Raw genomic sequence first — 21,550 nt, forward strand, 5'->3', positions numbered from 1 at the left:
AGCGCTCTCGGGTCTGGTCAGAATCGTCGGCACACCACCTGCAACGACGACCCCTGATCGGGTATTCCCGCCGGTCGGGTGCCCGGCCGCGGCGGGTCGTTAACCTGCTGCGCATGGCAGGTAAGGGCACCCCGGCGACGGCGTTGCTGACGAAGCGGAAGATCGCGCACACGTTGCGCACCTACGAGCACGACCCGCGGCACACCTCGTACGGGCTCGAGGCGGCCGAGGTGCTGGACGTCGCACCGGAGCGGGTGTTCAAGACGTTGGTGGCCGCCGTCGACGGGAACCTCACCGTCGGGGTCGTGCCGGTCACGGGGCAACTCGATCTCAAGGCGCTCGCCGCGGCGGCCGGCGGGAAGAAGGCCAGGCTCGCCGACACCGCCGACGCGCAACGGGCGACCGGGTACGTCGTGGGCGGCATCTCTCCGCTCGGTCACCGCTCGCGTCTGCCGCTGGTGGTCGACGTCTCGGCACAGGATTTCGACACGGTGCTCGTCTCCGGCGGCCGGCGCGGACTGGAGATCGAACTCGCCCCCGCCGACCTGATCGCCGTCACCTCGGCCGTCGTCGCCCCGATCGCCGCCCACGCCTGAACCGGCGCCGAGAACCACCCACCGGAGCGAGGTCGGAGCGAGGTCGGAGCGAGGTCGGAGCGAGGTCCCGCTCACGCGATGAGCGGACGGATGACGCGGCCGAGCCATTCGCCGGCCGCCCTGGACACACCGTCGAGGTCGGCCTTGAGGCTGTGATCGCCGGCGACCATGACGATGTCGCGCCGCGGGCCGGGTTCGGGCCGGCCGAACGGGTCCTTCTCCCCCTGCACCACGAGCGTCGGCACCTCGACGTCGTCGAGTTCGGGCTGGCGCGACTTCTCCGGCTTGCCCGGCGGATGCTCGGGGAACGCCAGGCACAGCACGGCGTCGGCCCGGCCCTCGGCCGCTGTGCGGCATGCCACGCGCGCCCCCGACGAGCGGCCGCCGAACACGAGCGGCAGCCCCTCGAACCACCGGCCGGACAACTCGTCGACGACCGCCAACCACGCCGCGTCGAGCTGCTTCGCCGGTGCGGGCGCCTTGCGGCCCGCCACGCGGTACGGCTGTTCCACCAGCGCCACGTGCACCCCGGCCGCGCGCGCCGCGCCCGCGACGGCGACCAGGTCGGGCGCGTCGATCCCGCCGCCCGCGCCGTGCCCGAGCAGCAGGCCCGCGACGCCCTCGTCGGCGCAGTGCAGCTCGGCCCGCGCGGGGCCGTGCGGGGTGTCGATCTCGGCGGTCGTCATCGCGTGTCCGGAACGTCGAACAGGGCACCGTCGGCGGCCGCGTCCGTGGACGGCGCGTCGAGGTCGGTGGGCTGCGGGGTGAGGCGGTCGAGCAGCTGCGGACCGTTGTTGCGCACGTTGTTCACCAGCGACGACACCGGACGCAGTTCCAGCGCGTCGAGCACGTCGAGACCGGGCGGTTCGAGCAGCGACGTCGCGTCCGTGCGGTCCGGGTCCAGCCAGTCGTGCCAGCGGTCGCGCGTCATGATCAGCGGCATCCGGTCGTGCACCTCGGTGAGCTGTCCGCGCGCCTCGGTCGTGATGATCGAGCACGTGACCAGCGGCGGGGCGTCCTCGTCGCCCTTGGGGTCGCGCCAGGTCTCCCAGATGCCGGCGAAGGCGAGCGACGAGCCGCCGGGATCGGTCATGAAGAACGCCTCCTTGGGCGCCTTCTTCTTCGGCTGACCCTCCGGCACGGGGCCGACCTTCCACTCGAACCAGCCGTCGGCAGGGATGAGGCAGCGGCGCCGGGTCAGAGCCTTGCGGAACGCGGGCTTCTCGGCCGCCGTCTCCGCCCGCGTGTTGATCATCCGGTTGCCGATGGCCGCGTCCTTCGCCCAGAACGGCACGAGGCCCCAGCGCATCACGCGCAGCGCCCGTTCGGCGGGGGCCTCGGTGTCGACCTCGCCGTCGTCGTCACGGGGATGGCGTTCGACGACGCTCACGACGTTCTTGGTCGGCGCCACGTTGTAGTTCTCCGACGGCGCGCCGCCCTGCGTGCCGTCGGCGGCCTCGAACTCCTCCATCAGCGCAGCCGGACTCTTGGTGGCCGCATAACGCCCGCACATGGCGTCTCCCTGCCTCGTCGGTAGTCCTCGCCCCAGCCTGGCACGGCCGTGCGAGCGGGGCGAACACGATGGGGGATCATTACGCGCACGGGGTGGGTCCGGCAACACGGGCGCCCACCCGAGGAACCGGCGGCGAGAGGTGGACGTCCGTGGCGCGTGGCGACTGGCGCAGGTTCGACGAGAGCGACGTCCGCGTGCGTCCCGGCAAGAGCAGCCGACCGCGCAGCAAGCGCCGCCCCACCCACGCCGACGCCACGCCGGCGATGGTGACGTCGGTGGATCGCGGCCGGTGGCGGTGTGCGGTCGGGGGCGATCCGGAGCGTGCCGTCACCGCGATGCGGGCCCGTGAGCTGGGCAGGACGCCGATCGTCGTCGGCGACCGGGTGCACCTCGTCGGCGATGTCAGCGGCGCGCCGGACACCCTGGCCCGGATCGTGCGCGTCGAGGACCGCACGAGCGTGCTGCGCAGGACCGCCGACGACACCGACCCGTACGAACGCGTCGTCGTCGCCAACGCCGACCAGCTGCTCATCGTCACGGCGCTGGCCGATCCGCCGCCGCGCACCGGGTTCATCGACCGCTGCCTGGTGGCCTGCTACACGGGCGGGCTCGAACCGGTGCTGTGCCTGACGAAGGCCGACCTCGCCGATCCGGCCGACCCCGAGGCGCTCGTCGCCGAGTACGCCGACCTCGAGGTCCCGGCCGTCGTCACCCGCCACGACGGCGAGCTCGACGCCCTCGTGGAGCGGCTGTCGGGCCGGGTGTCGGCGCTCGTCGGGCATTCGGGCGTCGGCAAGTCGACCCTGGTCAACCGGCTGGTGCCGGACGCCGAACTCGCCACGGGCGAGGTCAGCGCCGTCGGCAAGGGCAGACACACGTCGGTCAGCGCGATCGCGCTGCCCCTTCCCGGTTCCGACGGCTGGGTCGTCGACACCCCGGGCGTGCGCTCGTTCGGCCTGGCGCACGTGACCCCCGACGACATCGTGGGCGCCTTCGCCGGCTTCGCCGAGGCCGCCGAGGAATGCCCACCCGGCTGCGGACACCTCGGCGCGCCGGAGGACCCGGACTGCGTGCTCGACGACGTCCCGTCCGCGGCGGCGCGCCTGACGTCGCTGCGTAGGCTGCTGGCCTCCCGCGCCGGCCTGGGCGACTGAGCACCCCTGCGCCCGCGTTCCCGACGTGACCTTCGTCCCGCAGGAACGGATTGCCCGGTTCCGACGTCTATCGGGGACAACGACGTCTACCAAGGGGATTTCATGCGAAAGACGGCTCTGGCCGCCGGTGCGGCGGCGACACTCCTGCTCGCGGCGTGCGGCGGTGGCGACGACACGGCCGGCGGCAACGGCGCAGGCGGAGGCGACGGGGCCGACGGGGGTGGCGGCGCCGCGGGATCGCTGTTCGGCGACGCGCAGGAGCTGGCCGGCGCCGCGACGCAGAGCACGGCGGACCGGATGTCGTACACGTTCACCCTCACCACCGACATCGGCGGCGTGACCGCGACCGGCGAGGGCGAGGGCATCCACGACGGCGAGGACTCCCGCGCGTCGGTGACGATGGACATGATGGGCCAGCAGATCGAGACGATCAGCATCGGCACCACGACGTACACGAAGATGCCGGCGGAGATGGGCGGCGACCCGAATCGGCCGTGGATGAAGATGGACCTGGCCGAGGACGGCGACGCCGCCGCGGCGATGCTCGAGTACAACGACCCGGCCACCGCCATGGAATGGGTCGAGAAGGCCGGTGAGATCACCGGCAGCGAGGAGACGACCCTCGACGGCGAGCAGGTCACGCACTACACGGTCGACCTCGACTACCAGAAGATGATGGACGACTTCGCCGACCTGACCGGCGAGACTCCGCCGGAGCAGCTGCGGGAGATCGACGCGACCATGCCGATGGAGATCTGGCTCAACAGCGACCAGCTGCCCGTCAAGCTGACGATGGACATGAGCGAGATGATGGGCCAGGTCGCGCAGCAGCAGGGTGGCGGCGCCGAGGGCGTGCCCGACAGCGCGGGCATGGAGATGACCTACGACAACTGGGGCGAGCCGGTCGACATCACCGAGCCGCCCGCCGACCAGGTCATGGAGATGCCCACCGGCCTGCCCAACTGAGCGGACATCCGGCACCCGATCCACGACCGAACCGCTGGTACGTCCGTTTCGCGCCACGGAGAAACCACCCCACGGGCGGTACGGTGCGGACGTACCTCGGGCAGGGCCGTCCCCGTCGCGATCGGCGCGCACACCGCGCCGATCCGGCCGACCTGCGGGAACGACGACCCCGGGCCCGGACACGGCACAACAGACGGTGGGGATCGGAATGCGAAAGACATCCTTGGCCGCGGGCGCGGCGGCGCTCGCGCTCGTGCTGGCCGGCTGCGGCGGCGGCGAGGAGAGCGCCGACGGCGGCAACGGGGGCAACGGCAACGGCGGCGATTCCGGTTCCGTCGGCCAGCTCTTCCAGGACGCCGGTGCGCTCGCCGAAGCCGCGTCGCAGAACACCTCGGACCAGAAGACCGCCAAGTTCGACATGACGGTGTCGATGGGTCAGGAACAGATGACCTACGAGGGCGAGGGCGAGTTCGGCGACGAGCAGCGCGTGAAGATGACCATGGACATGGGCGGTCAGCAGATCGAGACGATCATGATCGGCCAGACCATGTACATGCAGGCCGGACCCCAGGGCCAGTACATGAAGGCCGACATGTCCGAGATGGCCGGCCAGCAGGGCGGTGCGCAGGCGGCCGAGATGAACGACCCGACGCGGCTGCTCGAGTTCGTCCAGCAGGCCGGCGAGATCACCGGCAGCGAGCGGGCGAACCTCGAGGGCGAGCCGACGACGCACTACACGGTCGACCTCGACTTCCAGAAGATGGCCGAGGAGATGGGCGCCATGGCCGGGCCGGCCGCCCAGCAGCTCCAGGGTGTCGACGCGAACATCCCGATGGAGCTCTGGCTCAACGGCGACGAGCTGCCCGTGAAGATCACGATGGACATGAGCGAGCTCATGAAGCAGGCCATGGAGCAGTCCGGCGCCGGGGGCAACAACCCGATGGCCGCCAACGGCATGACCATGGAGATGAACTACCGCGACTGGGGCGCCCCGGTGAACGTGGAGGAACCGCCCGCCGACCAGGTGCAGGAAGCCCCCGCACCGGGCCAGGGCGAAGGCCAGGGCCAAGCCCCGGCCCCCGTCCCGGGCAACTGACCCACCCCGGCACAGCACTCACCCTTGATGCACCCAAGGGCCCCATAGTTGCACTCAACGCAACTATGGGCCCCTTGGGTGCTTTTTCTGTGCCTCGGGGGTCAGGTCATGTGGGGGTAGGTGATGGTGGTGGGGGCGTCGAAGGTCTCCTTGACGGCGCGGGGGCTGGTCCAGCGGATCAGGTTGAACATCGAGCCGGCCTTGTCGTTCGTGCCGGAGCCGCGGGAGCCGCCGAAGGGCTGCTGACCGACGATGGACCCGGTGGGCTTGTCGTTGACGTAGAAGTTGCCCGCGGCGTACCGCAACGCGCGATGCGCCTGGCCGATCGCGGCGCGGTCGTCGGCGAACACGGCGCCGGTGAGCCCGTAGCCGGCGGTCGTGTCGCACAGCTGCAGCGCCTGGTCGTAGTCGGCGTCGTCGTAGACGTACACGGCGACGATCGGGCCGAAGTACTCGGTGGACATGACCTCGTGCCGCGGGTCGGTCGTGACGAGCACCGTCGGGTCGACGAAGTAGCCGACCGAGTCGTCGCAGCCGCCGCCGACCAGCGCCTCCAGCTCCGGGTCCGCCGCCACGCTCGCCAGCAGCGCCTTGTGCTTGGCGAACGCGCGCGCGTCGATCACCGCGCCGCCGAAGTTCGCCAGGTCGGCCACGTCGCCGTAGGTGACGCCGGCGGTCAGGTCGGCGATCCGCTCGCGCAATCCGCCGTCCCACAGCGAACGCGGCAGGTACGCCCGCGAGGCCGCCGAGCACTTCTGCCCCTGGTACTCGAACGCCCCGCGCACGAGGGCCGCGGCGACCTTGTCGGCGTTCGCGCTCGGGTGGGCGACGATGAAGTCCTTGCCGCCGGTCTCCCCCACGATCCGCGGGTAGCAGCCGTAGGTGTCGAGGTTGGCGCCGATCGTGGTCCACAGCTTCTTGAACGTCGCGGTCGAGCCGGTGAAGTGCAGGCCCGCGAACCCCGGGTCGGTGAGCGCGACCTCGCTGACGGCCTGTCCGTCGCCGGTCACCATGTTGATCACCCCGGGCGGCAGTCCGGCCGCCTCGAACACCCGCATCGTGTGGTGCGCGGCCAGTTGCTGCGTCGGCGTCGGTTTCCACACGACCGTGTTGCCCAGCAACGCCGGCGCGCTCGGCAGATTGCCGGCGATGGCCGTGAAGTTGAACGGGGTGATCGCGGTGACGAATCCGTCGAGGGGCCGGTACTCCATGCGGTTCCACACGCCGGGCACGGAGTTCGGCTGTTCGGCGAGGATCCGCCGCGCATAGTGCACGTTGAACCGCAGGAAGTCGATCAGCTCGCACGCCGCGTCGATCTCGGCCTGCTGCACCGACTTGGACTGTCCCAGCATCGTCGCGGCGTTGATCGTGTCGCGCTCCGGCCCGGCGAGCAGGTCGGCCGCGCGCAGGAACACCGCGGCGCGTTCGTCGAACGGCAGCTCGCTCCACTCGCGTGCGGCGCGCTTGGCCGCGGCGACGGCATCGCCCACGTCCTCGGCGGTGGCCTGCGCGCTGACGCCGAGCACGTGGGCGTGGTCGTGCGGCTGCACGACGTCGAACCGCGCCCCGCCCGCCATGCGACTGCGGCCGTCGATGGTCTGGGTGAGCTCGGTCTGCTGGCCTTCGAGCTCTGCGATCCGGCGCTGCAGGCTCGCGCGTTCACTCGTGCCGGGCGCGTAGGTGTGCACCGGTTCGTTGGCGGGCTCCGGGACGGCGGTGACTGCTGTGAGGCTGCCGTTGCTCGTCATCGAGCGTCTCCTCTCCTGACTGCCTTGTGGGCGGTGCTGGGAGACAATTCTGCCGCTGGGACGGCCCCGGCGGCAGCGGCAGACGGCGCAGACATGCCGACGTCCGGCCACGCCGCGAACGGGTCACATGAGTTCGAGGAAGAACGGCAGTTCCTGCGGGGCATACCAGGCGAGTTCGTGGTCCTCGGCCTCGCCGAGGACGAACTCGGCGTCCAGGTCGCCCAGGTCGGCCCGGTCGATCGCCTCGGCCGCGGCATGCACGGCCTGTTCGGCGTCCGCCGAGTCGACGTGCACGGCGGCGATGTCGTCCATCGTCAGCGACCCGGACACCCGCACCACCGCGCTGTCGAGGTCGGGGCGCACGGACACGGCCGATTCGTCGAGCTCGGCGGCCACGACCACGCGGCGCGGCGGCTCCTTCTCGTCCGCACCGGCACCCTCGCCGTCGGCTCCGAGCAGCCGCAGCGAGGCGCGGGCCGCGTCGAGCAACGCCGCGTACTCGAGTTCCTCGGTCGACCCACTGACGTAGGCCTCCCGCAGTGCGGGCGTCAGCGAGAACGCCGTCCCCCGCACCGGTGTCAGCTGTCCTTCGTCGACGAGATGCCGCAGCATGCCGATCGTCGCGGGGACGTACACCCTCACCATCTGGTCACCCTCAGCTCTTCCAGCGATTCCTCGATCGTGTCCGCAAGGACATCGACGTCGTGCATGGCTTTCCGGTCCCCGTTCAGTCCGAAGTAGACGTCGCCACGGTACGACGTGACGCCCACGGCCAGCGACTGGTCCTTCGCCAACGGCAGCACGGGGTAGATCGCCGACAGCCGCGCGGGACCGGCGTACAACGCCTCCTGGGGTCCCGGCGTGTTGGCGATCAGCACATTGAACCCGCCGCGGGGCGCACCACCGGCCACCCGGGCCGCCATCGAGTGCATCGTGGCCGGTGCGAAGCCGCCCATCTTCACCATCGACCGCGCCCTCACCGGCCGCGTCGGGTTGAGCTGCTCGCACATGGCGTGGCTGACGTGCTGCAGCCGCACCAGCGGGTCGGGTTCGCCGACGGGCAGGTCGATGTAGTGCGGCGCGATGTGGCTGGTGGTCAGTTCGGCCGGGGAGAACTCGGCGTCGTCGGACTGCATGGCCGTCGGCACGAGCGCCCGCACCGACGCGGTGGAGCGCACGTGCCCGCGCGACTGGAGCCACTGCCGCAGCGCGCCGGTCAGCACCGTGAAGATCACGTCGTTGACGGTGCAGTCGCGCGCCGAGCGGATGCGTTTGAACGTGTCGAGGTCGGTGCGGACCCCGGCGAACACCCGGCCGCCCGAGACGCGCGAGTTCAGCCGCTTGGCCGCGGCGGTCGGATTGGACCCGCCGAGCAGTTCGGCCACCGACATGGCCGTCCCCGCGCTGCGCGCCGTGCGGCCGACGCCCGCGGCGATGCCGCCGGCCAGGAACCGCACGTTCTCCACGAAGTCGCCCGGGCTGGAGGCCGCCTCACCCACCGCGCCCGCGACCAGGCTCGGCCACGTCGGCGGCCTGCGCGGGGTCCACTCGGCGGTCTGCTCGGCCGCGGCCTGGTCACCGGCCTTGCGTTCGGTCGCCTCCTCGAACAGCACCTGGGCGATGTCGACCGTGCGGGCGCCATCGACGAGGGCCTGGTGCGTCTTCGTCACGAGCGCGACCCGGTCGCCTTCGAGACCCTCGATGTAGTACACCTCCCACAGCGGCCGCTCCCGGTCAACGGCCGTTGGATCAGCCGCGCGACCAGCTCGAACAGCTGCTGGTCCGTTCCCGGAGCGGGCAGCGCCGACCGGCGGACGTGGTAGTTGAGGTCGAAGTCGACGTCGTCGGCCCACACGGGCCGCGCCAGGTTGCCCGGTACCGACAGCAGGCGCCGCCGGTACCGCGGCAGGTAGTCCAGTCTGCGGCGGATGATCTCGACCGCGGCGTCGAAGTCGAAGCCCTCGCGTGGCCGCTCGAGCACGGCGACGCTGCCGACATGCATGGGGGTCGACGACTGTTCACCGTGCAGGAACGAGGCGTCCAGCGCCGAGAGGCGGTCGAGCATGGTTCGATCCTGGCACAGCCGGCCGCGTCCGGCGTGGAAGGTGGCGTGGAACGTGGTGCGAAGGGCCGGCGTGGAAAACTCGGGTGCGTGACCGACCCGACCGCACCCCAGAACACCGACCGGACCCGAGAGCACGACCGGGGCCGCAAGACCGACGCGGGCGCCGTGTCGCCGAAGGACCGCTTCCTGACCGTCTACGGCCGCAAGCCCGTCCTCGAGGCGCTCGCCGACCCCGAGCTCGAGGTCGACAAGGTGATTCTCGCCGACTCCGCGGGCGGGCCGGGCGCCGCCGAGATCCAGCGCGCTGCCAAGGACGCGGGCGTGCCGGTGCAGCGGGCCAGTGCGCACCGGGTGAAGGTGCTGGCCGGCAACGGCAAACAGGACCAAGGGGTGCTGGCCGACGTCGTCGCGCCGCGGATGCGCCGGCTCGACCACGCGCTCGGCGAGCACCCGGTGCCCACTCCGGTGCTGGTGCTCGACGGCATCACCACGCCGGCCAACGTCGGCATGATCCTGCGCACCGCCACGGCCGCCGGCCTCGGCGGCATCGTCGTGCCGCGCCGCGGGGTCGCGACACTGGACCCGCTGGTGATCAAGGCCTCGGCGGGCGTCACGTTCCGCGCGCCGCTGCTGCGCTGCGCCACGGCGCTCGACGCGGTCGAGCAACTCACCGAATCGGGCTACTCCGTGTACGCGCTCGGCTCGGAGGGCTCGTCGTCGACGAGTTCCGGGTCCGACGCCGTGACCGGCCTGTTCGAGGCCGACCTGCCCGCGCGGTCGGCGTTCGTGCTGGGCGGCGAGACCGAGGGCGTGGACCCGGAGGTCGCCCACTACGTGGCGAGCTGGCTGTCGATCCCCATGCCCGGCGACGCCGAGTCCCTCAACGTCTCGGCCGCCGCGGCCGTCCTCTGCTTCGACCTGGTCCGCCGAGGCCTGACCCCCTGACCGGGAGTACTTACAAACCGGGCAGGAGAGTGGTGAGTTCGTCGAGGGTGTCGGGGACCGAGGTGTGGCGGACGCCGACCATGCCGGCGGCCACGGCGCCGCGGACGTTGCCCGGTGCGTCGTCGACGAACACGCATGCCTCCGGCGGCACGCCGAGCCGCTCGGCGGTGAGCAGGAAGATCTCGCGCTGCGGTTTGACGACCCCGACCTCCCCGGAGAACACCAGCGCGTCGAACCACCAGGACAGGCGCCTGCGCACCTCCCCACCTCCGACCGCGTTGGACAGCAGCGCCGTGCGCAGCCCCCGGTCTCGCGCACGGTCGAGCAGGTCGAACAGCCGGTCGGCGTCCACGTCGGTCAGCACCCCGGCGTAGTCGACGACGATCGCCGACGGCTGCGCCCGCGACGCGCCGTCGGCGTCCGAGGGCGGGCCGGGCGTGGGGTGGTCGGTTCCGGAGTCGTTCGGCACAACCCGAGCCTAGCCTCCGCAACCGCTCGCGCATTTTTCACCCGAATCCGTTAAATCGGTCATCAGATGAATCCGCGGACCATTCGTCGACATCTATGGATAAAGCACACCGGGAGCCGTTCCCGGTGATACGCGAAATCACCTGAGGGGGCCTGAGTATGATTACTCAGCACACACATCCGGATATCGGGATCCTTGACGACTACGAGCCGCACCGGCCGCGCGGGGCCGAACTCGACACCGCCCGACCGCGGACGCCCGGCGGGATTCCGAACCCGCGCACGAGCACCCGCCGCAGCGGGCGGTCGACGAACCGGCCACGGGAGAACCTGTCCCGCCCCCAGGTGGAACAGGTACTGAACGCCCTTTTGGACGTCCGAAGTGGACATCGAACGGTCGCACAGCTCGGTGACTGGTTGACACCCGCACTGGCCGGCAGGTTGCGCGCGGAACAGGGGCGCAGGCTCCCGCGGCATCACCTGCGATCGGCACATCTGTGTCGCACGTCGAACGATTCCCTCGAGGTCGCGGCCACGACGTGGCACGGCCCACGACTGATCGCCATCACGGCGCGATTCGAGCGGCGCGCGCGGCAGTGGCGGTGCGCCCAGTTCACGGTGCTCGACCCGGGCCGCGGCCGGCCGCCGGCGCCTCGGCGACGGTGACCGACCCGAATACGCCACCGTGAATTGTCTTCACATATGAGTGCGGGGCCTGCCGGACGATTCCGGCAGCCCCGCACTCACGCAGAAACCGCTACTTCTTCGCGGACTTCTTGTTCTTCTTCGCCTCCTGCCGGGCAGCGGCGCGACGTTCGCGACGCGATCCGCCGCCGGCGGCGTCCTTGGACTTCGACTCCGCCGCGCCGCGGGACTCGACCCCGCCGCCCTCGGCGGGACCGGAGTACGACAGCGCCTGCGGCGCAGCGCCGTCGAGGCCCTTGCCCTGGAGCGCGGCGGGGGCGTTCTCGCGGTCGGCCGTGGGCTGCGGCGGTGCGGGCCGGGCGTGCCGGCCCTGCGAGTTCCCCCGGCCGGAACCGGAGCCCGCGCCCGAGCCGGAAGCCGAACCAGCTGCCGAGCCTCCGGAGACCGGGCTCTCGGCAGCGGCCGGGGCGGCCGCGGAGCCGTTGTTGGTGTTCTGGTCGGCCTGCTCGACCTGCAGGTTGAACAGGAACCCGACGGTCTCCTCCTTGAGGGATTCGAGCATGCCCATGAACATGTCGTAGCCCTCCCGCTGGTACTCGATCAGCGGGTCGCGCTGGGCCATCGCCCGCAGGCCGATGCCCTCCTTGAGGTAGTCCATCTCGTAGAGGTGCTCACGCCACTTGCGGTCGAGCACCGACAGTACGACGCGGCGTTCGAGTTCGCGCATGGCGCCCTCGCCGACGGTGGTCTCGAGCTCGGCCTCGCGCGAGGCGTAGGCCTGTTCGGCGTCCTCGAGCACGAGTTCCCGCAGCCGGTCGGGGCTCATGTCCTCGTCGTCCTCGACGAGCTGCTCCCAGTCCAGCGAGATCGGGTACAGCGTCTTCAGCGCCGTCCACAGCTTCTCGAAGTCCCAGTCCTCGGCGTAGCCCTCGGAGGTGGCGCCGTCGACGTAGGCGGTGACCACGTCGCGGGTCATGTTCTTCACGTGATCCTGCAGGTCCTCGCCCTCGAGGACCCTGCGACGCTCGGCGTAGATCACCTTGCGCTGCTGGTTGAGCACCTCGTCGTATTTGAGGACGTTCTTGCGGATCTCCATGTTCTGCTGCTCGACCTGCGTCTGAGCGCTCTTGATGGCCTTGCTGACCATCTTGTGCTCGATCGGCACGTCGTCGGGCAGGTTGAGCCGGGTCATGACGGTCTCGACCATGGCGGCGTTGAACCGGCGCATGAGCTCGTCACCCAGCGACAGGTAGAACCGCGACATGCCGGGGTCGCCCTGACGTCCGGATCGACCACGCAGCTGGTTGTCGATGCGGCGCGACTCGTGCCGTTCGGTGCCCAGCACGTACAGGCCGCCTGCCTCGCGGACGGCGTCGGCCTCGGCCTTGGCGTCGGCGGTGACCTCCTCGAGCACCTTCGGCCACGCGGCCTCGTACTCCTCGGAGTTCTCCACCGGGTCGAGGCCGCGATCGCGCAGCGTCTCGTCGGCGATGATGTCGGGGTTGCCGCCGAGCACGATGTCGGTACCGCGACCGGCCATGTTCGTGGCGACCGTGACGGCGCTGCGGCGACCGGCCTTGGCGATGATCAACGCTTCACGGTGGTGCTGCTTGGCGTTCAGCACCTCGTGCGCGACGCCGAGCTTGAGCAGCAGCTTCGACAGGTGCTCGGACTTCTCGACGCTGGTCGTGCCGACCAGGACGGGCTGGCCCTTCTCGTGCCGTTCGGCGATGTCCTCGGCGACGGCCTCGAACTTCGCGGTCTCGGTCTTGTAGATCAGGTCGGCCTCGTCGGCCCGGACCATCGGCCGGTTCGTCGGGATCGGCACGACGCCGAGCTTGTAGGTCTGGTGGAACTCGGCCGCCTCGGTCTCGGCGGTACCGGTCATGCCGCCGAGCTTGTCGTAGAGGCGGAAGTAGTTCTGCAGCGTGATCGAGGCGAGCGTCTGGTTCTCGGCCTTGATCTCGACGCCTTCCTTGGCCTCGATCGCCTGGTGCATGCCCTCGTTGAAGCGCCTGCCGGCGAGGATGCGGCCGGTGAACTCGTCGACGATGATCACGTCGCCGTTGCGGACGATGTATTCCTTGTCCTTCTGGTAGAGCTCCTTCGCCTTGAGGGCGTTGTTGAGGAACCCGACCAGCGGCGTGTTGGCCGCCTCGTAGAGGTTGTCGATGCCGAGCTGGTCCTCGACGAACTCGACGCCCTTCTCGGTGACGCCGACGGCGCGCTTGCGCTCGTCGACCTCGTAGTGGACGTCCTTGGACATCAGCGGCGCCATGCGCGCGAACTCGACGTACCAGCGCGACGACTGGTCGGCCGGACCGGAGATGATCAGCGGGGTCCGCGCCTCGTCGATGAGGATGGAGTCGACCTCGTCGACGATGGCGAAGTTGTGGCCGCGCTGGACGCAGTCGTCGAGGCTCCAGGCCATGTTGTCGCGCAGGTAGTCGAAGCCGAACTCGTTGTTCGTGCCGTAGGTGACGTCGCAGGCGTAGGCCTCGCGGCGCTGCGACGGCGGCAGGTCGGCGACGATCGCGCTGACGGTCAGGCCGAGGAAGCGGTGGACACGGCCCATCCACTCGGCGTCACGTTTGGCGAGGTAGTCGTTCGTGGTGACGATGTGGACGCCCTTGCCGGAGATGGCGTTGAGGTAGACGGCCATGACCGAGGTCAGCGTCTTGCCCTCACCGGTCTTCATCTCGGCGACCTGGCCGAGATGCAGGGCGGCACCACCCATGAGCTGGACGTCGTAGGGCCGCTGCCCCAGGACCCGGCGTGCCCCCTCCCGCGCGACCGCGAATGCCTCCGGCAGCAGGTCGTCGAGCGACTCCCCGTCCTCCTGGTTGCGCTTGCGGAACTCGTCCGTCTTGGCGGCCAGTTCGGCGTCGGAGAGGCCTGTGACGTCGTCTTCGAGGGTGTTGATGTGCGACGCGATACGGCTGAGCCGTTTCACCATCTTGCCCTCGCCCGCGCGGAGCAGGCGGTTCAGAAGCATCCGGGTCGACCTCGCTCGTTGGTGCTAGTTGGTTCGTGGCGCTGTGGGGTGTGCACGGCCACGCGGCACTGCCCATCGTAGGGAAGATGCGGTGCCCGGTGCACACGGCGTGGCGTCGCGGGAGCCTCGGGCGGCGGATTTCGACCCCGGCGCGACGAAAGTGGCCCGGCGAGTTCACGGGCACCTCACACGCGGCTCACGCGCAGCTCACGGGTCTCGCACGGCGATCCGGCCCGTGCGCTGGTGGTGCGCACGGGCCGGATCGGTGATCGATGTCGGATCTGTCTTGTCCGTCGTGTCAGGTCGGTTGCCGGCGCCGCATCGGCTCGGTCGCCGACCCGGGGGCGTCAGCGAGGCGGATGACGCCGTAGTCGAATCCCTTCCTGCGGTAGACGACGCTCGGTTTACCCGCGTCGGCGTCGTTGAAGAGGTAGAAGTCGTGTCCGACGAGTTCCATGGCCGACAACGCCTGGTCGACGGTCATGGGTACGCCCGAGTGCTGTTTCTCCCGGACGATCAGTCCGGGACCGTAGTCGTCGGCGAGGTCGTCGGCGACATCGCTGTCGTAGGCCATGTCGTCGGTGTCGCCTGTCGGGCGCGAGCCGTTGGTGCCGTGCCGCTGCGACGGCAGTCGGATGGTGCCGTCGGTGCTCGGCGACATCGCGGTCATGTCGGCGGCCGCTCCCATGCCGGCCATGTCGGACTCGGATTCGGTGGGTGCGTCCAGCACGGCGGTGGCCGGCCCGCCGGTGACGCGGCCGTCTCCGCCCGCGGTCGCTTCGGCCACCGATTCGGGTGCGCGACGTCCGTAATGCACTTTGCGGCGGTCGTGTGCCCGGCGCATCCTATTTTCGATCTTGCTCACCGCGGCGTCGAGTGCGGCGTAGAAATCACCCGCACTGGCTTCGGCCCGCATGGCCGGCCCCTTGCCCTTACCGGTGATTTCGACGCGCTGGCAGTTCTTCGACTGGCGCCGATTGGGCTCGTGGAAAAGTTCCACCTCGTAACGGATCACCTTGCGGTCGTACCGCTCGAGGCGTCCCAGCTTCTCACTGACGTGCTCGCGGTAGTGGTCCGGAACCTGCACGTTACGGCCCTTGACGACGATATCCATACGCGACCTCCCTCGCGGACTGCGAGTCCATTGCGGAGTCTGGGTCCGAGTCGACGAACCCTGTGGACATTTTGCGGTGAGCACGGGCGCCGGGGAGAAGGAATTGATCACGATCCCATTCGGAACGCGTGGATGATCAATTCCGGGGATTCCAGCTTTCCACCGACGCCGGAGACATTTACAGGCCACCTCCCAGTTGCCGGGAATTGCTGTTAGCGGTGCACATTAGCCCGGTTCCGGCTTCGACAACAGCCCCCGGTGCGGGGGACGTCGGACGGTGAATCGCGGTCACCGAGCGAAGCCGTGACGCGGTGTGCAACCCCCTGCGGGGTCTCGTTCGGAGCAACGTTGGGGTGAACGGTGCATGTCCACCCGCGAACAGGCACCTGTCCGTCTGACCGGGGGTGACGATCGCGCTCCTCATGTCGGGACAACGACCGACCCCGCCGCGCAGGTTCCCCGTCACCCGATCGTGTCACCCCCGCGGTTCGGGGTGGTTCTGTCAGGCGGACGTCAGGGTGAGGGCGGCGCTGGTGGGGATGCCTGCGGCGGCGAGGGTGGCGCGGCAGGCGGACAGGGTCGCGCCGGTGGTGACGACGTCGTCGAGCAGGACGACGGGGGTGCCGCGGGGTGGGCAGGCTTCGGGGCGGACGTGGAGGCGGCCGCTGAGGTTGGCGGCGCGGCCGGCGCGGTCGAGTCCGACGGCGTCCTTGGCGCCGGCGGACAGGCGCAGCGCGGGTGCGACGGCGACGGGCATGCCGACGGCCTGCATGGACGCCGCGCATCGCCGGGCCAGGCCGAGCAGGTGCGGTCCGCCGCGTTGCCGGGCCGCTCCGGGCCGGGACGGCACGGGGACCAGCCACCACGTGCCGGCCGGGTCGGGCCGGCCGGTGGGCAGGTGCGGCACGGCGGCGGCCAGTGCGTCGCCGAGCGGACGGGTCAGGCCGCGCCGGCGGCGTTCCTTGTGCTCGACGACGAGGGTGCGCGCGGTGCCGCGATGCCGGGTCAGCGCGTGCGTCTCGGCGCCGCGGGCGACGAGTTCGGGCTGGTCGAACACGGCGAGGCAGTCCGCGCAGCACACGGTCCCCTGCCGTCCGCAGCCGGCGCAGTCCTCGGGCAGGACGAGATCGAGCACCGCCGCCCCGACCCGCGTCCACCGGGCCCACCCCGCTGACGCCCCGTTCGTCCCGCTCGGGCGGGCAGCACCGACCGCACGGCCGTCACGGGCCGCACGGCTGTGGGGGCCGCGGTCAGGGCTGCCATCGGTGGAGTCGCTCCGGGGTCGCATCGCGGGCCAGCCTGCCCGCACCCCCTGACATTTCGGACCGCTCGCCACCGACGGTCCGGACCAATCGCCGACGCGTCAGCCGAGGAATAAGGCCGCCGCGGGCGGTGAAGGCAAGCGAACTGGCCCGGCCGTGGGGCGGTCCCACCTGGCCGGTGGAACCGCCTTGCGGAGCGTGACGTCCCAGACCAGGGCGTGCCGCCGCAACGAGGTTCGGCACCCGTTGAACCCGCTCGATCGTGAGCGGTTTCGGAGTTTCGTCACCCGGTGGTGGTCGCGCCGCTACACTCAGCTCCGGAGGGCGCTATCGTGCTGCACGCCCGGCTACGCCATGGTCATCGGTTTCGGGGAGGGAACGACATGGCAGACAGCGACGCGAACGGCGGACAGGCGGCCGACGCCGGCGCCATCGGATCGATCTTCAATGCCGAGTTCGTGGTCGGACGCAGCCTCGGCCCGCCGGGCGGCGAGATGGGCCGTTTCCGCCTCGATCCGGACGAGGCCCCGTCCATCCACCGGGCTCTCGTGCAGCTGGCTGAGAACATGCAGAGCGACTACCAACTGGCGCAACGCCTCTGCGATGCTCAACCGCCAGCACAAGACCCGGCGAGCTTGTCATTCACCAAAGCGGCGGTTCAATCGTGGGAGATCTCTGTCGATCAAGCCGAGGCACGGTGGCAGCTTTACAGGGGCCTCGCCGAGCGCGTCGGCAAGGCCATCGGCGAGTATCAGGCAGCCGATGAACAAGCGGGCCGAGACGTGAACGACGCGGGCGGCGACCAGGGCGACACGGACAAGGGATTCGCGTGATGCGTGCACGACTGCTGCCGATCGCAGCACTGGCCGCCGTGGCACTCCTGGCCACGGCGTGCGCCGAGGAGGACGGCCAGGCCGGCCCGGCACCCGACGGCAACGGACAGGCCACGTCCACGCCGCACGAGGACGGCTCCGCCGACGCAGGCACAGACCTGCCGCACTCCGGCGCACCCGCGGTCACCGACCCACTCCCCAAGTCGGTCCTCGACGGCGACCCGTGCGATGCCCTCACGCAGGAACAACTCGACATGGCCCTCGGCTCCGGAACGCCCCGTGGTTCACGAGCCGATCTCGACGCCACCGGGCCGGGTTGTGATTGGAACAGCGCCCAAACGGACTTCGCGGCTATTCAGATCGGCTTCGTCACCGAGACTGGTCAGGGCCTCAGCGCCACGTACGCCAATACCCGGCCGCAGCAGGACGTTTTCGAGGAGACCGACCCTGTCGCCGGCTACCCGGCCGTGAAGTATCAACGCACCGAGAACAACGACGAATGCAGCATGGCAGTCGGTATCTCCGACGAATACTCGGTGACCGTGCACCTCGCATCCAGCGTGGAGGCCCGGGAACGGGGCACCCATCCGTGCGATTCGACGTATCGGGTCGCCGAGATGCTCGTCAACAATCTGAAGGACAAGGCCTGATGCCCGGGGAGGTGGAGCGACCGTGAGCATGTTCGGAGAGATCCGCGAGGTGGCCAGTCGGATATTCGACGGCACCGGCGCCATACCCGTCGACGAGCTCGCGCGTCGCGTCCGCGAGGGCGACCCCGGCACGTGGCAGGAAACCTCGGGCCAGGCCAACGAACTCGTCGAACGGGGCGCCGAGCACGAACGCCGCGGAACCGAGATCCTCCAGGCACTCGAGAGCGTGTGGGAGGGCGCCGGCGCCGACCTCGCCGCGCACTCGCTGCGCACCGCCGCCAAGGTCACCACGCAGGCCACCGACGCCTACCGCACCAACGCCGAGCTGCACGAGAGCAACGCGCACAGCTTCGAGAACCTCAAGCGGAACCTGCCCGAGATCCCGGAGGCGCCGGAACGCGGCGTCGTCGACGTCGTCATGCCGTGGGCGACCGACACCGAGGCGCGGATCCAGGAACGCAACCAGAAGCTCATGCAGGTCAAGAACATGTACGACGGCTTCGAAACGTCGTCCACCCAGGCCCAGAGCTCGCTGGTCGAGGACTACGGCGGCAAACCGTTCGACTGGAGCGCGTTCACCCCCACCGACGGCTTCGAACACCGCTCCGGCGGCGCGATCGGCTCGGGCGTCATCGACATCAACGAGCCCCGCGGCGGCACAGGGCCCACCGGCCCCACCGGCGGGCCGGTACAGACCGGCGGGCCCGTGCCGAGCAGCGGCCCCGTCCAGAGCGGCCCGGTGCAGAGCGGCGGTCCGGACCAGAGCGGTCCGGTCACCGGTGGCTCGGTGCAGCCGAACGGCCCGCAGACCGGCACCGCGCCGAGTGACGGCACCGGCACGTCCGGCTACACCTCCCCCGACTCCGCCCGCCCGCCGGCCGCGTCGGTGCAAAACCCCGGACGCCCGGCTACCCGAGCCCCGGGACGGCCGCGCCGGGCTCCGGTCCGGCGGGCCCCGGGGCGGGTACGACCGGCGTCGGGCCCATCGGCACCGGTACGGGCGCGGGTGGCGGGACCGGCGGCGGAACGGGTCGGGTCGGCGGTGGTGCGGGTGGCGCCGTGGCCGCGGCCGGGTCGGCATGCCCGGTGCGGGCGGTGCGGGCAGCGGCTCCGGCGCGGGAGCAGGTGGTGGTTCAGGTTCCGGCGCGCCGGTTCGGGACGCATGACCGGCGGCATGCCACCGGGTGGAGCCGCCGGCGCGGGCAGCACCGGCGGCGCGGGCACCGCGGCAGGTGCGTCGGGCGGCGCGGGCGCGCGTGGCGGTGCGATGCCTGTCGGGGGTGCGATGGGCGGCGGAGCGGGTCGCGGCCAGGGTGCGCAGGACGAGGATCATCAGCGCAAGTACGTCGTGCCCACTGACGAGGCGTTCTCGCTCGTCGAGGAGGAGGGCGAGGTGTTGCGCGACCCGACCACGGGCAAGGTTGTCACGCCGCCGACCATCGGCGAGAAACCCACATGACCCGCTTGTTCGACAAGCCCGTCCTGCTGCCCCGCGAAGTCCTGATCCGCGCCTGGGAGCTCGCGGACGTCGGACCGCCGCATCCGCTGCTGGACGAGTCGAACATGTACGTCCCGCAGGCCGATCGTGCCGAGGCGACCCGGCGCGTGCTGCAGGAGCTGGAGCAGCGGGGCCTGGCCAAGGGTGAACTGCTCACGCCGGAGTTCCGTACCGCGCTGCACGTGCTGTCGACGCCGAGCCGCGAGCTGTATTGCTGGAGCACCGATGTCCACGACGCCGCCCGCGACCACCGGTTGGGCCTGGCCGTCTCCGGCGGCGACGGCGTCGGGATGCACATCCGCGGCGAGACGGCGGCGTTGGCGTCGTTCGACGACCGCCGGCTCGTCAACGAGTTCGTCGCCGAACTTCCCGAGTATCCGATCGCGTCCGTGCCCGAGCTGCACGTCCCGCGGGGTGACTTCGATGAGCGCGGCGCGGACCACCACATGTTCGCCTCCCGCGCAGGTGTCCCCCAGCAGTTGGACGCGTTGCTCAGCGCACCGCGCGAGCGCATCCACCAGGTGTACGTCGGCGGCACGGTCGACGATGTGCACCGGCGCAGCAAACCGTTCTCGATTGTCGACGTCGAAGGCCGGGGCCGGGTCGTGGCCTACGCCGACGGCGCGGCCACCATCCACTGCCTGCCCGGGGCGCCCGGAAATCTCGCACGCGCCTTTGACGCCACCTGGCGCGCGATGAGCTAGAACGGTGGCGGGTCGGGGTCGGGTGGTGGGTGCGGGGTGAGGACGGGCTCGCGGCTGTGGGTGTAGGTGCGTCCGAGGGGTGTGGTGATCGAGATCCGTGCGCGGGCCACGTCGTGGCGGCTGAGCCAGCCGGGTGCGTGTTTCATGCGGTGGTGTCGGCGGCAGCGGGCGGTCAGGTTGGCCAGTGAGGTGGGACCTTGGTCGCGGGCCCATTCTTTGTCGTGGTCGGTGTCGCAGTGGCGGGCCGGTCGGTGACACCAGGGGATGACGCATTCCCGGTCCCGCACCCGCATGGCCTCGCGGATCGTGGCCGTGGGTCGATACCGGGACCGGCCCAGGTCGACCGGATCGCCCGTCGCCGGATCACAGAGGACCTTCCGCCAGACGCTCTTGGAGTTGGTCGCGATCTCCCGGCCGATGGAGCCGGGGATCGGACCGTAGCCGTCGAGCTCGGCCCCGGACTCGGAGATCGACAGCGCCGTGTCCACAGGCATGTGCACGTAGACCACCGCAGACACCTCGGGAGCCTTCGCGCCCGGGTCGTTGCCGAGGAGCAGGTCGGCGACCACGTCAGCCCGTAGTTGATCGTGGGTGCGCTTGTGCCCGTCGCGTTTACGTTGCCGGGCCAGCGAATCAACCCGCGCATAGCAAGCCGCGGCGACCTCGGACCGCATCGTGGAAACGAGCCGGGACTGGCAGTTTTCGCCGTGCTCGAGCGTGACCTTGCGCCCCTGGTCAGCCTTGCGAGCCCGCTCAACGCGCCCCGCAGGATCAACCTTGTCAACGAGCCGTCGAACCGCACGCACCAAGTTGTGCGGCAACCACATCGTCTCCGCCGCCGAGGAAAGCTTGTCGACCAACAACAAGTCGACCTCACGAGCCTGCGTATCGGACAACACACCGGTCACATCAACAACCCGGGAGGCGGCGTAATACTCCACCGTCCCCTCGTCCATCAGGGACAGCAGCCGAGGCATCCGCGACACCAACGACACCGCCGTATGCACCCGCCCCAGCACAACCTCCCGCGAGGCCCGGTACTCCGGCACCAACGACTCGGCAAACCACGGCAGCTCAGCTTCGTCCGACGGCGCAGCGAGGCCAGCACCCTCATCTCCTCAGCATCAATCCGTGCCCGCCGCGAACGAAGCGACTGCACAGAACGAGCAAGGGAATCAACGCTGGTCACAACCCCATAATACCAAACACCAGTTCGACGAACAACCAACCGCCAACCCGAACCACGCCTGAGGCCGAGCGAAGCAAAGGCTCCCACCAAAGCCCACAACGCAACCACC

18 protein-coding genes and 2 pseudogenes are annotated in these 21,550 nt (G+C 70.5%); 10 read left to right on the top strand and 10 right to left on the bottom strand.

The window, feature by feature from the left end; translation table 11 throughout:
• The first annotated feature begins 113 nt into the window (after positions 1 to 113).
• Positions 114 to 596 (top strand): Cys-tRNA(Pro) deacylase, encoded by a 483-nt coding sequence (gene ybaK / locus BJF85_RS08680; protein ID WP_075846531.1) that lies wholly within the window; start codon positions 114 to 116, stop codon positions 594 to 596.
• Between the two features lie 71 nt (positions 597 to 667).
• Here ybaK and BJF85_RS08685 read toward each other — a convergent pair whose 3' ends face one another.
• The gene (locus tag BJF85_RS08685) at positions 668 to 1,282 is read right to left on the bottom strand and encodes an alpha/beta family hydrolase (RefSeq protein ID WP_075846532.1); all 615 of its coding nucleotides are present in this window, start codon (positions 1,280 to 1,282) and stop codon (positions 668 to 670) included.
• Positions 1,279 to 2,109, bottom strand: coding sequence for an SOS response-associated peptidase (locus BJF85_RS08690; protein WP_075846533.1), 831 nt, complete (start codon positions 2,107 to 2,109; stop codon positions 1,279 to 1,281). The genes BJF85_RS08685 and BJF85_RS08690 overlap by 4 nt, the downstream gene beginning before the upstream one ends.
• Positions 2,110 to 2,258: 149 nt before the next feature.
• Here BJF85_RS08690 and rsgA point away from each other — a divergent pair, with 149 nt between their 5' ends.
• The 3 genes from rsgA (at position 2,259) to BJF85_RS08705 (ending at position 5,325) form a co-directional block, all read left to right on the top strand.
• Positions 2,259 to 3,263 (top strand): ribosome small subunit-dependent GTPase A, encoded by a 1,005-nt coding sequence (gene rsgA / locus BJF85_RS08695; RefSeq protein WP_075846534.1) that lies wholly within the window; start codon positions 2,259 to 2,261, stop codon positions 3,261 to 3,263.
• A 102-nt stretch (positions 3,264 to 3,365) separates the two neighbouring features.
• Positions 3,366 to 4,229: a hypothetical protein gene (locus BJF85_RS08700; protein WP_075846535.1), complete on the top strand. Its 864-nt coding sequence runs from the start codon at positions 3,366 to 3,368 to the stop codon at positions 4,227 to 4,229.
• Between the two features lie 208 nt (positions 4,230 to 4,437).
• On the top strand, positions 4,438 to 5,325 hold the full coding sequence (locus BJF85_RS08705) for a hypothetical protein (protein ID WP_075846556.1): 888 nt from the start codon (positions 4,438 to 4,440) through the stop codon (positions 5,323 to 5,325).
• 101 nt (positions 5,326 to 5,426) lie between these two features.
• Here BJF85_RS08705 and pruA read toward each other — a convergent pair whose 3' ends face one another.
• The 3 genes and pseudogenes from pruA to BJF85_RS08720 all read right to left on the bottom strand — a co-directional run bounded on the left by pruA (position 5,427) and on the right by BJF85_RS08720 (position 9,138).
• Positions 5,427 to 7,073 carry an L-glutamate gamma-semialdehyde dehydrogenase gene (pruA, locus tag BJF85_RS08710; RefSeq protein ID WP_075846536.1) on the bottom strand — a complete coding sequence of 549 codons (1,647 nt, stop codon included), beginning with the start codon at positions 7,071 to 7,073 and terminating at the stop codon, positions 5,427 to 5,429.
• Between the two features lie 123 nt (positions 7,074 to 7,196).
• Positions 7,197 to 7,715 carry a hypothetical protein gene (locus tag BJF85_RS08715; protein ID WP_187346889.1) on the bottom strand — a complete coding sequence of 173 codons (519 nt, stop codon included), beginning with the start codon at positions 7,713 to 7,715 and terminating at the stop codon, positions 7,197 to 7,199.
• Positions 7,712 to 9,138 (bottom strand): annotated as a pseudogene (locus BJF85_RS08720) (wax ester/triacylglycerol synthase family O-acyltransferase). The gene BJF85_RS08715 and the pseudogene BJF85_RS08720 overlap by 4 nt, the downstream one beginning before the upstream one ends.
• 165 nt (positions 9,139 to 9,303) lie before the next feature.
• On the opposite strand from BJF85_RS08720, the gene BJF85_RS08725 reads away from it, so the two are divergent.
• Entirely contained in the window at positions 9,304 to 10,083 is a 780-nt protein-coding gene (locus tag BJF85_RS08725; RefSeq protein ID WP_075846557.1) for an RNA methyltransferase, read from the top strand.
• A 10-nt stretch (positions 10,084 to 10,093) separates the two neighbouring features.
• Here the strand turns inward: BJF85_RS08725 and BJF85_RS08730 are convergent, their stop codons facing one another.
• Entirely contained in the window at positions 10,094 to 10,468 is a 375-nt protein-coding gene (locus BJF85_RS08730) for an HAD-IA family hydrolase (protein WP_075846558.1), read from the bottom strand.
• Positions 10,469 to 10,710: 242 nt separating this feature from the next.
• On the opposite strand from BJF85_RS08730, the gene BJF85_RS28755 reads away from it, so the two are divergent.
• Positions 10,711 to 11,217 (top strand): Rv3235 family protein, encoded by a 507-nt coding sequence (locus BJF85_RS28755; protein WP_222844472.1) that lies wholly within the window; start codon positions 10,711 to 10,713, stop codon positions 11,215 to 11,217.
• 477 nt (positions 11,218 to 11,694) lie between these two features.
• Here the strand turns inward: BJF85_RS28755 and secA are convergent.
• The 3 genes and pseudogenes from secA to BJF85_RS08750 all read right to left on the bottom strand — a co-directional run.
• Positions 11,695 to 14,191, bottom strand: a pseudogene (gene secA, locus BJF85_RS08740) (preprotein translocase subunit SecA); the annotation flags it as partial.
• 298 nt (positions 14,192 to 14,489) lie between these two features.
• Entirely contained in the window at positions 14,490 to 15,305 is an 816-nt protein-coding gene (gene hpf, locus BJF85_RS08745; RefSeq protein WP_075846541.1) for a ribosome hibernation-promoting factor, HPF/YfiA family, read from the bottom strand.
• A 502-nt stretch (positions 15,306 to 15,807) separates the two neighbouring features.
• Positions 15,808 to 16,440, bottom strand: coding sequence for a ComF family protein (locus tag BJF85_RS08750; RefSeq protein ID WP_075846542.1), 633 nt, complete (start codon positions 16,438 to 16,440; stop codon positions 15,808 to 15,810).
• Between the two features lie 510 nt (positions 16,441 to 16,950).
• On the opposite strand from BJF85_RS08750, the gene BJF85_RS08755 reads away from it, so the two are divergent.
• Genes BJF85_RS08755 through BJF85_RS08770 form a run of 4 tightly spaced genes read left to right on the top strand, consistent with a single transcriptional unit; the run spans position 16,951 to position 20,252 of the window.
• A complete protein-coding gene (locus tag BJF85_RS08755; RefSeq protein WP_075846544.1) occupies positions 16,951 to 17,400 on the top strand; it encodes a hypothetical protein in 450 nt (149 codons plus the stop codon).
• Complete coding sequence (locus BJF85_RS08760; RefSeq protein ID WP_075846559.1) at positions 17,400 to 18,050, top strand: DUF3558 domain-containing protein; 651 nt, start codon at positions 17,400 to 17,402, stop codon at positions 18,048 to 18,050. Before BJF85_RS08755 ends, BJF85_RS08760 begins: the two co-directional genes overlap by 1 nt.
• 22 nt (positions 18,051 to 18,072) lie before the next feature.
• Positions 18,073 to 19,509 (top strand): hypothetical protein, encoded by a 1,437-nt coding sequence (locus tag BJF85_RS27195; RefSeq protein WP_075846546.1) that lies wholly within the window; start codon positions 18,073 to 18,075, stop codon positions 19,507 to 19,509.
• Positions 19,506 to 20,252, top strand: coding sequence for an ESX secretion-associated protein EspG (locus BJF85_RS08770; protein WP_075846547.1), 747 nt, complete (start codon positions 19,506 to 19,508; stop codon positions 20,250 to 20,252). Before BJF85_RS27195 ends, BJF85_RS08770 begins: the two co-directional genes overlap by 4 nt.
• Here the strand turns inward: BJF85_RS08770 and BJF85_RS08775 are convergent.
• Positions 20,249 to 21,301, bottom strand: coding sequence for a DUF222 domain-containing protein (locus tag BJF85_RS08775; RefSeq protein WP_369822121.1), 1,053 nt, complete (start codon positions 21,299 to 21,301; stop codon positions 20,249 to 20,251). The genes BJF85_RS08770 and BJF85_RS08775 overlap by 4 nt on opposite strands.
• Positions 21,302 to 21,550 lie beyond the last annotated feature (249 nt).

Source organism: Saccharomonospora sp. CUA-673, from assembly GCF_001942305.1.
GTDB lineage: Bacteria > Actinomycetota > Actinomycetes > Mycobacteriales > Pseudonocardiaceae > Prauserella.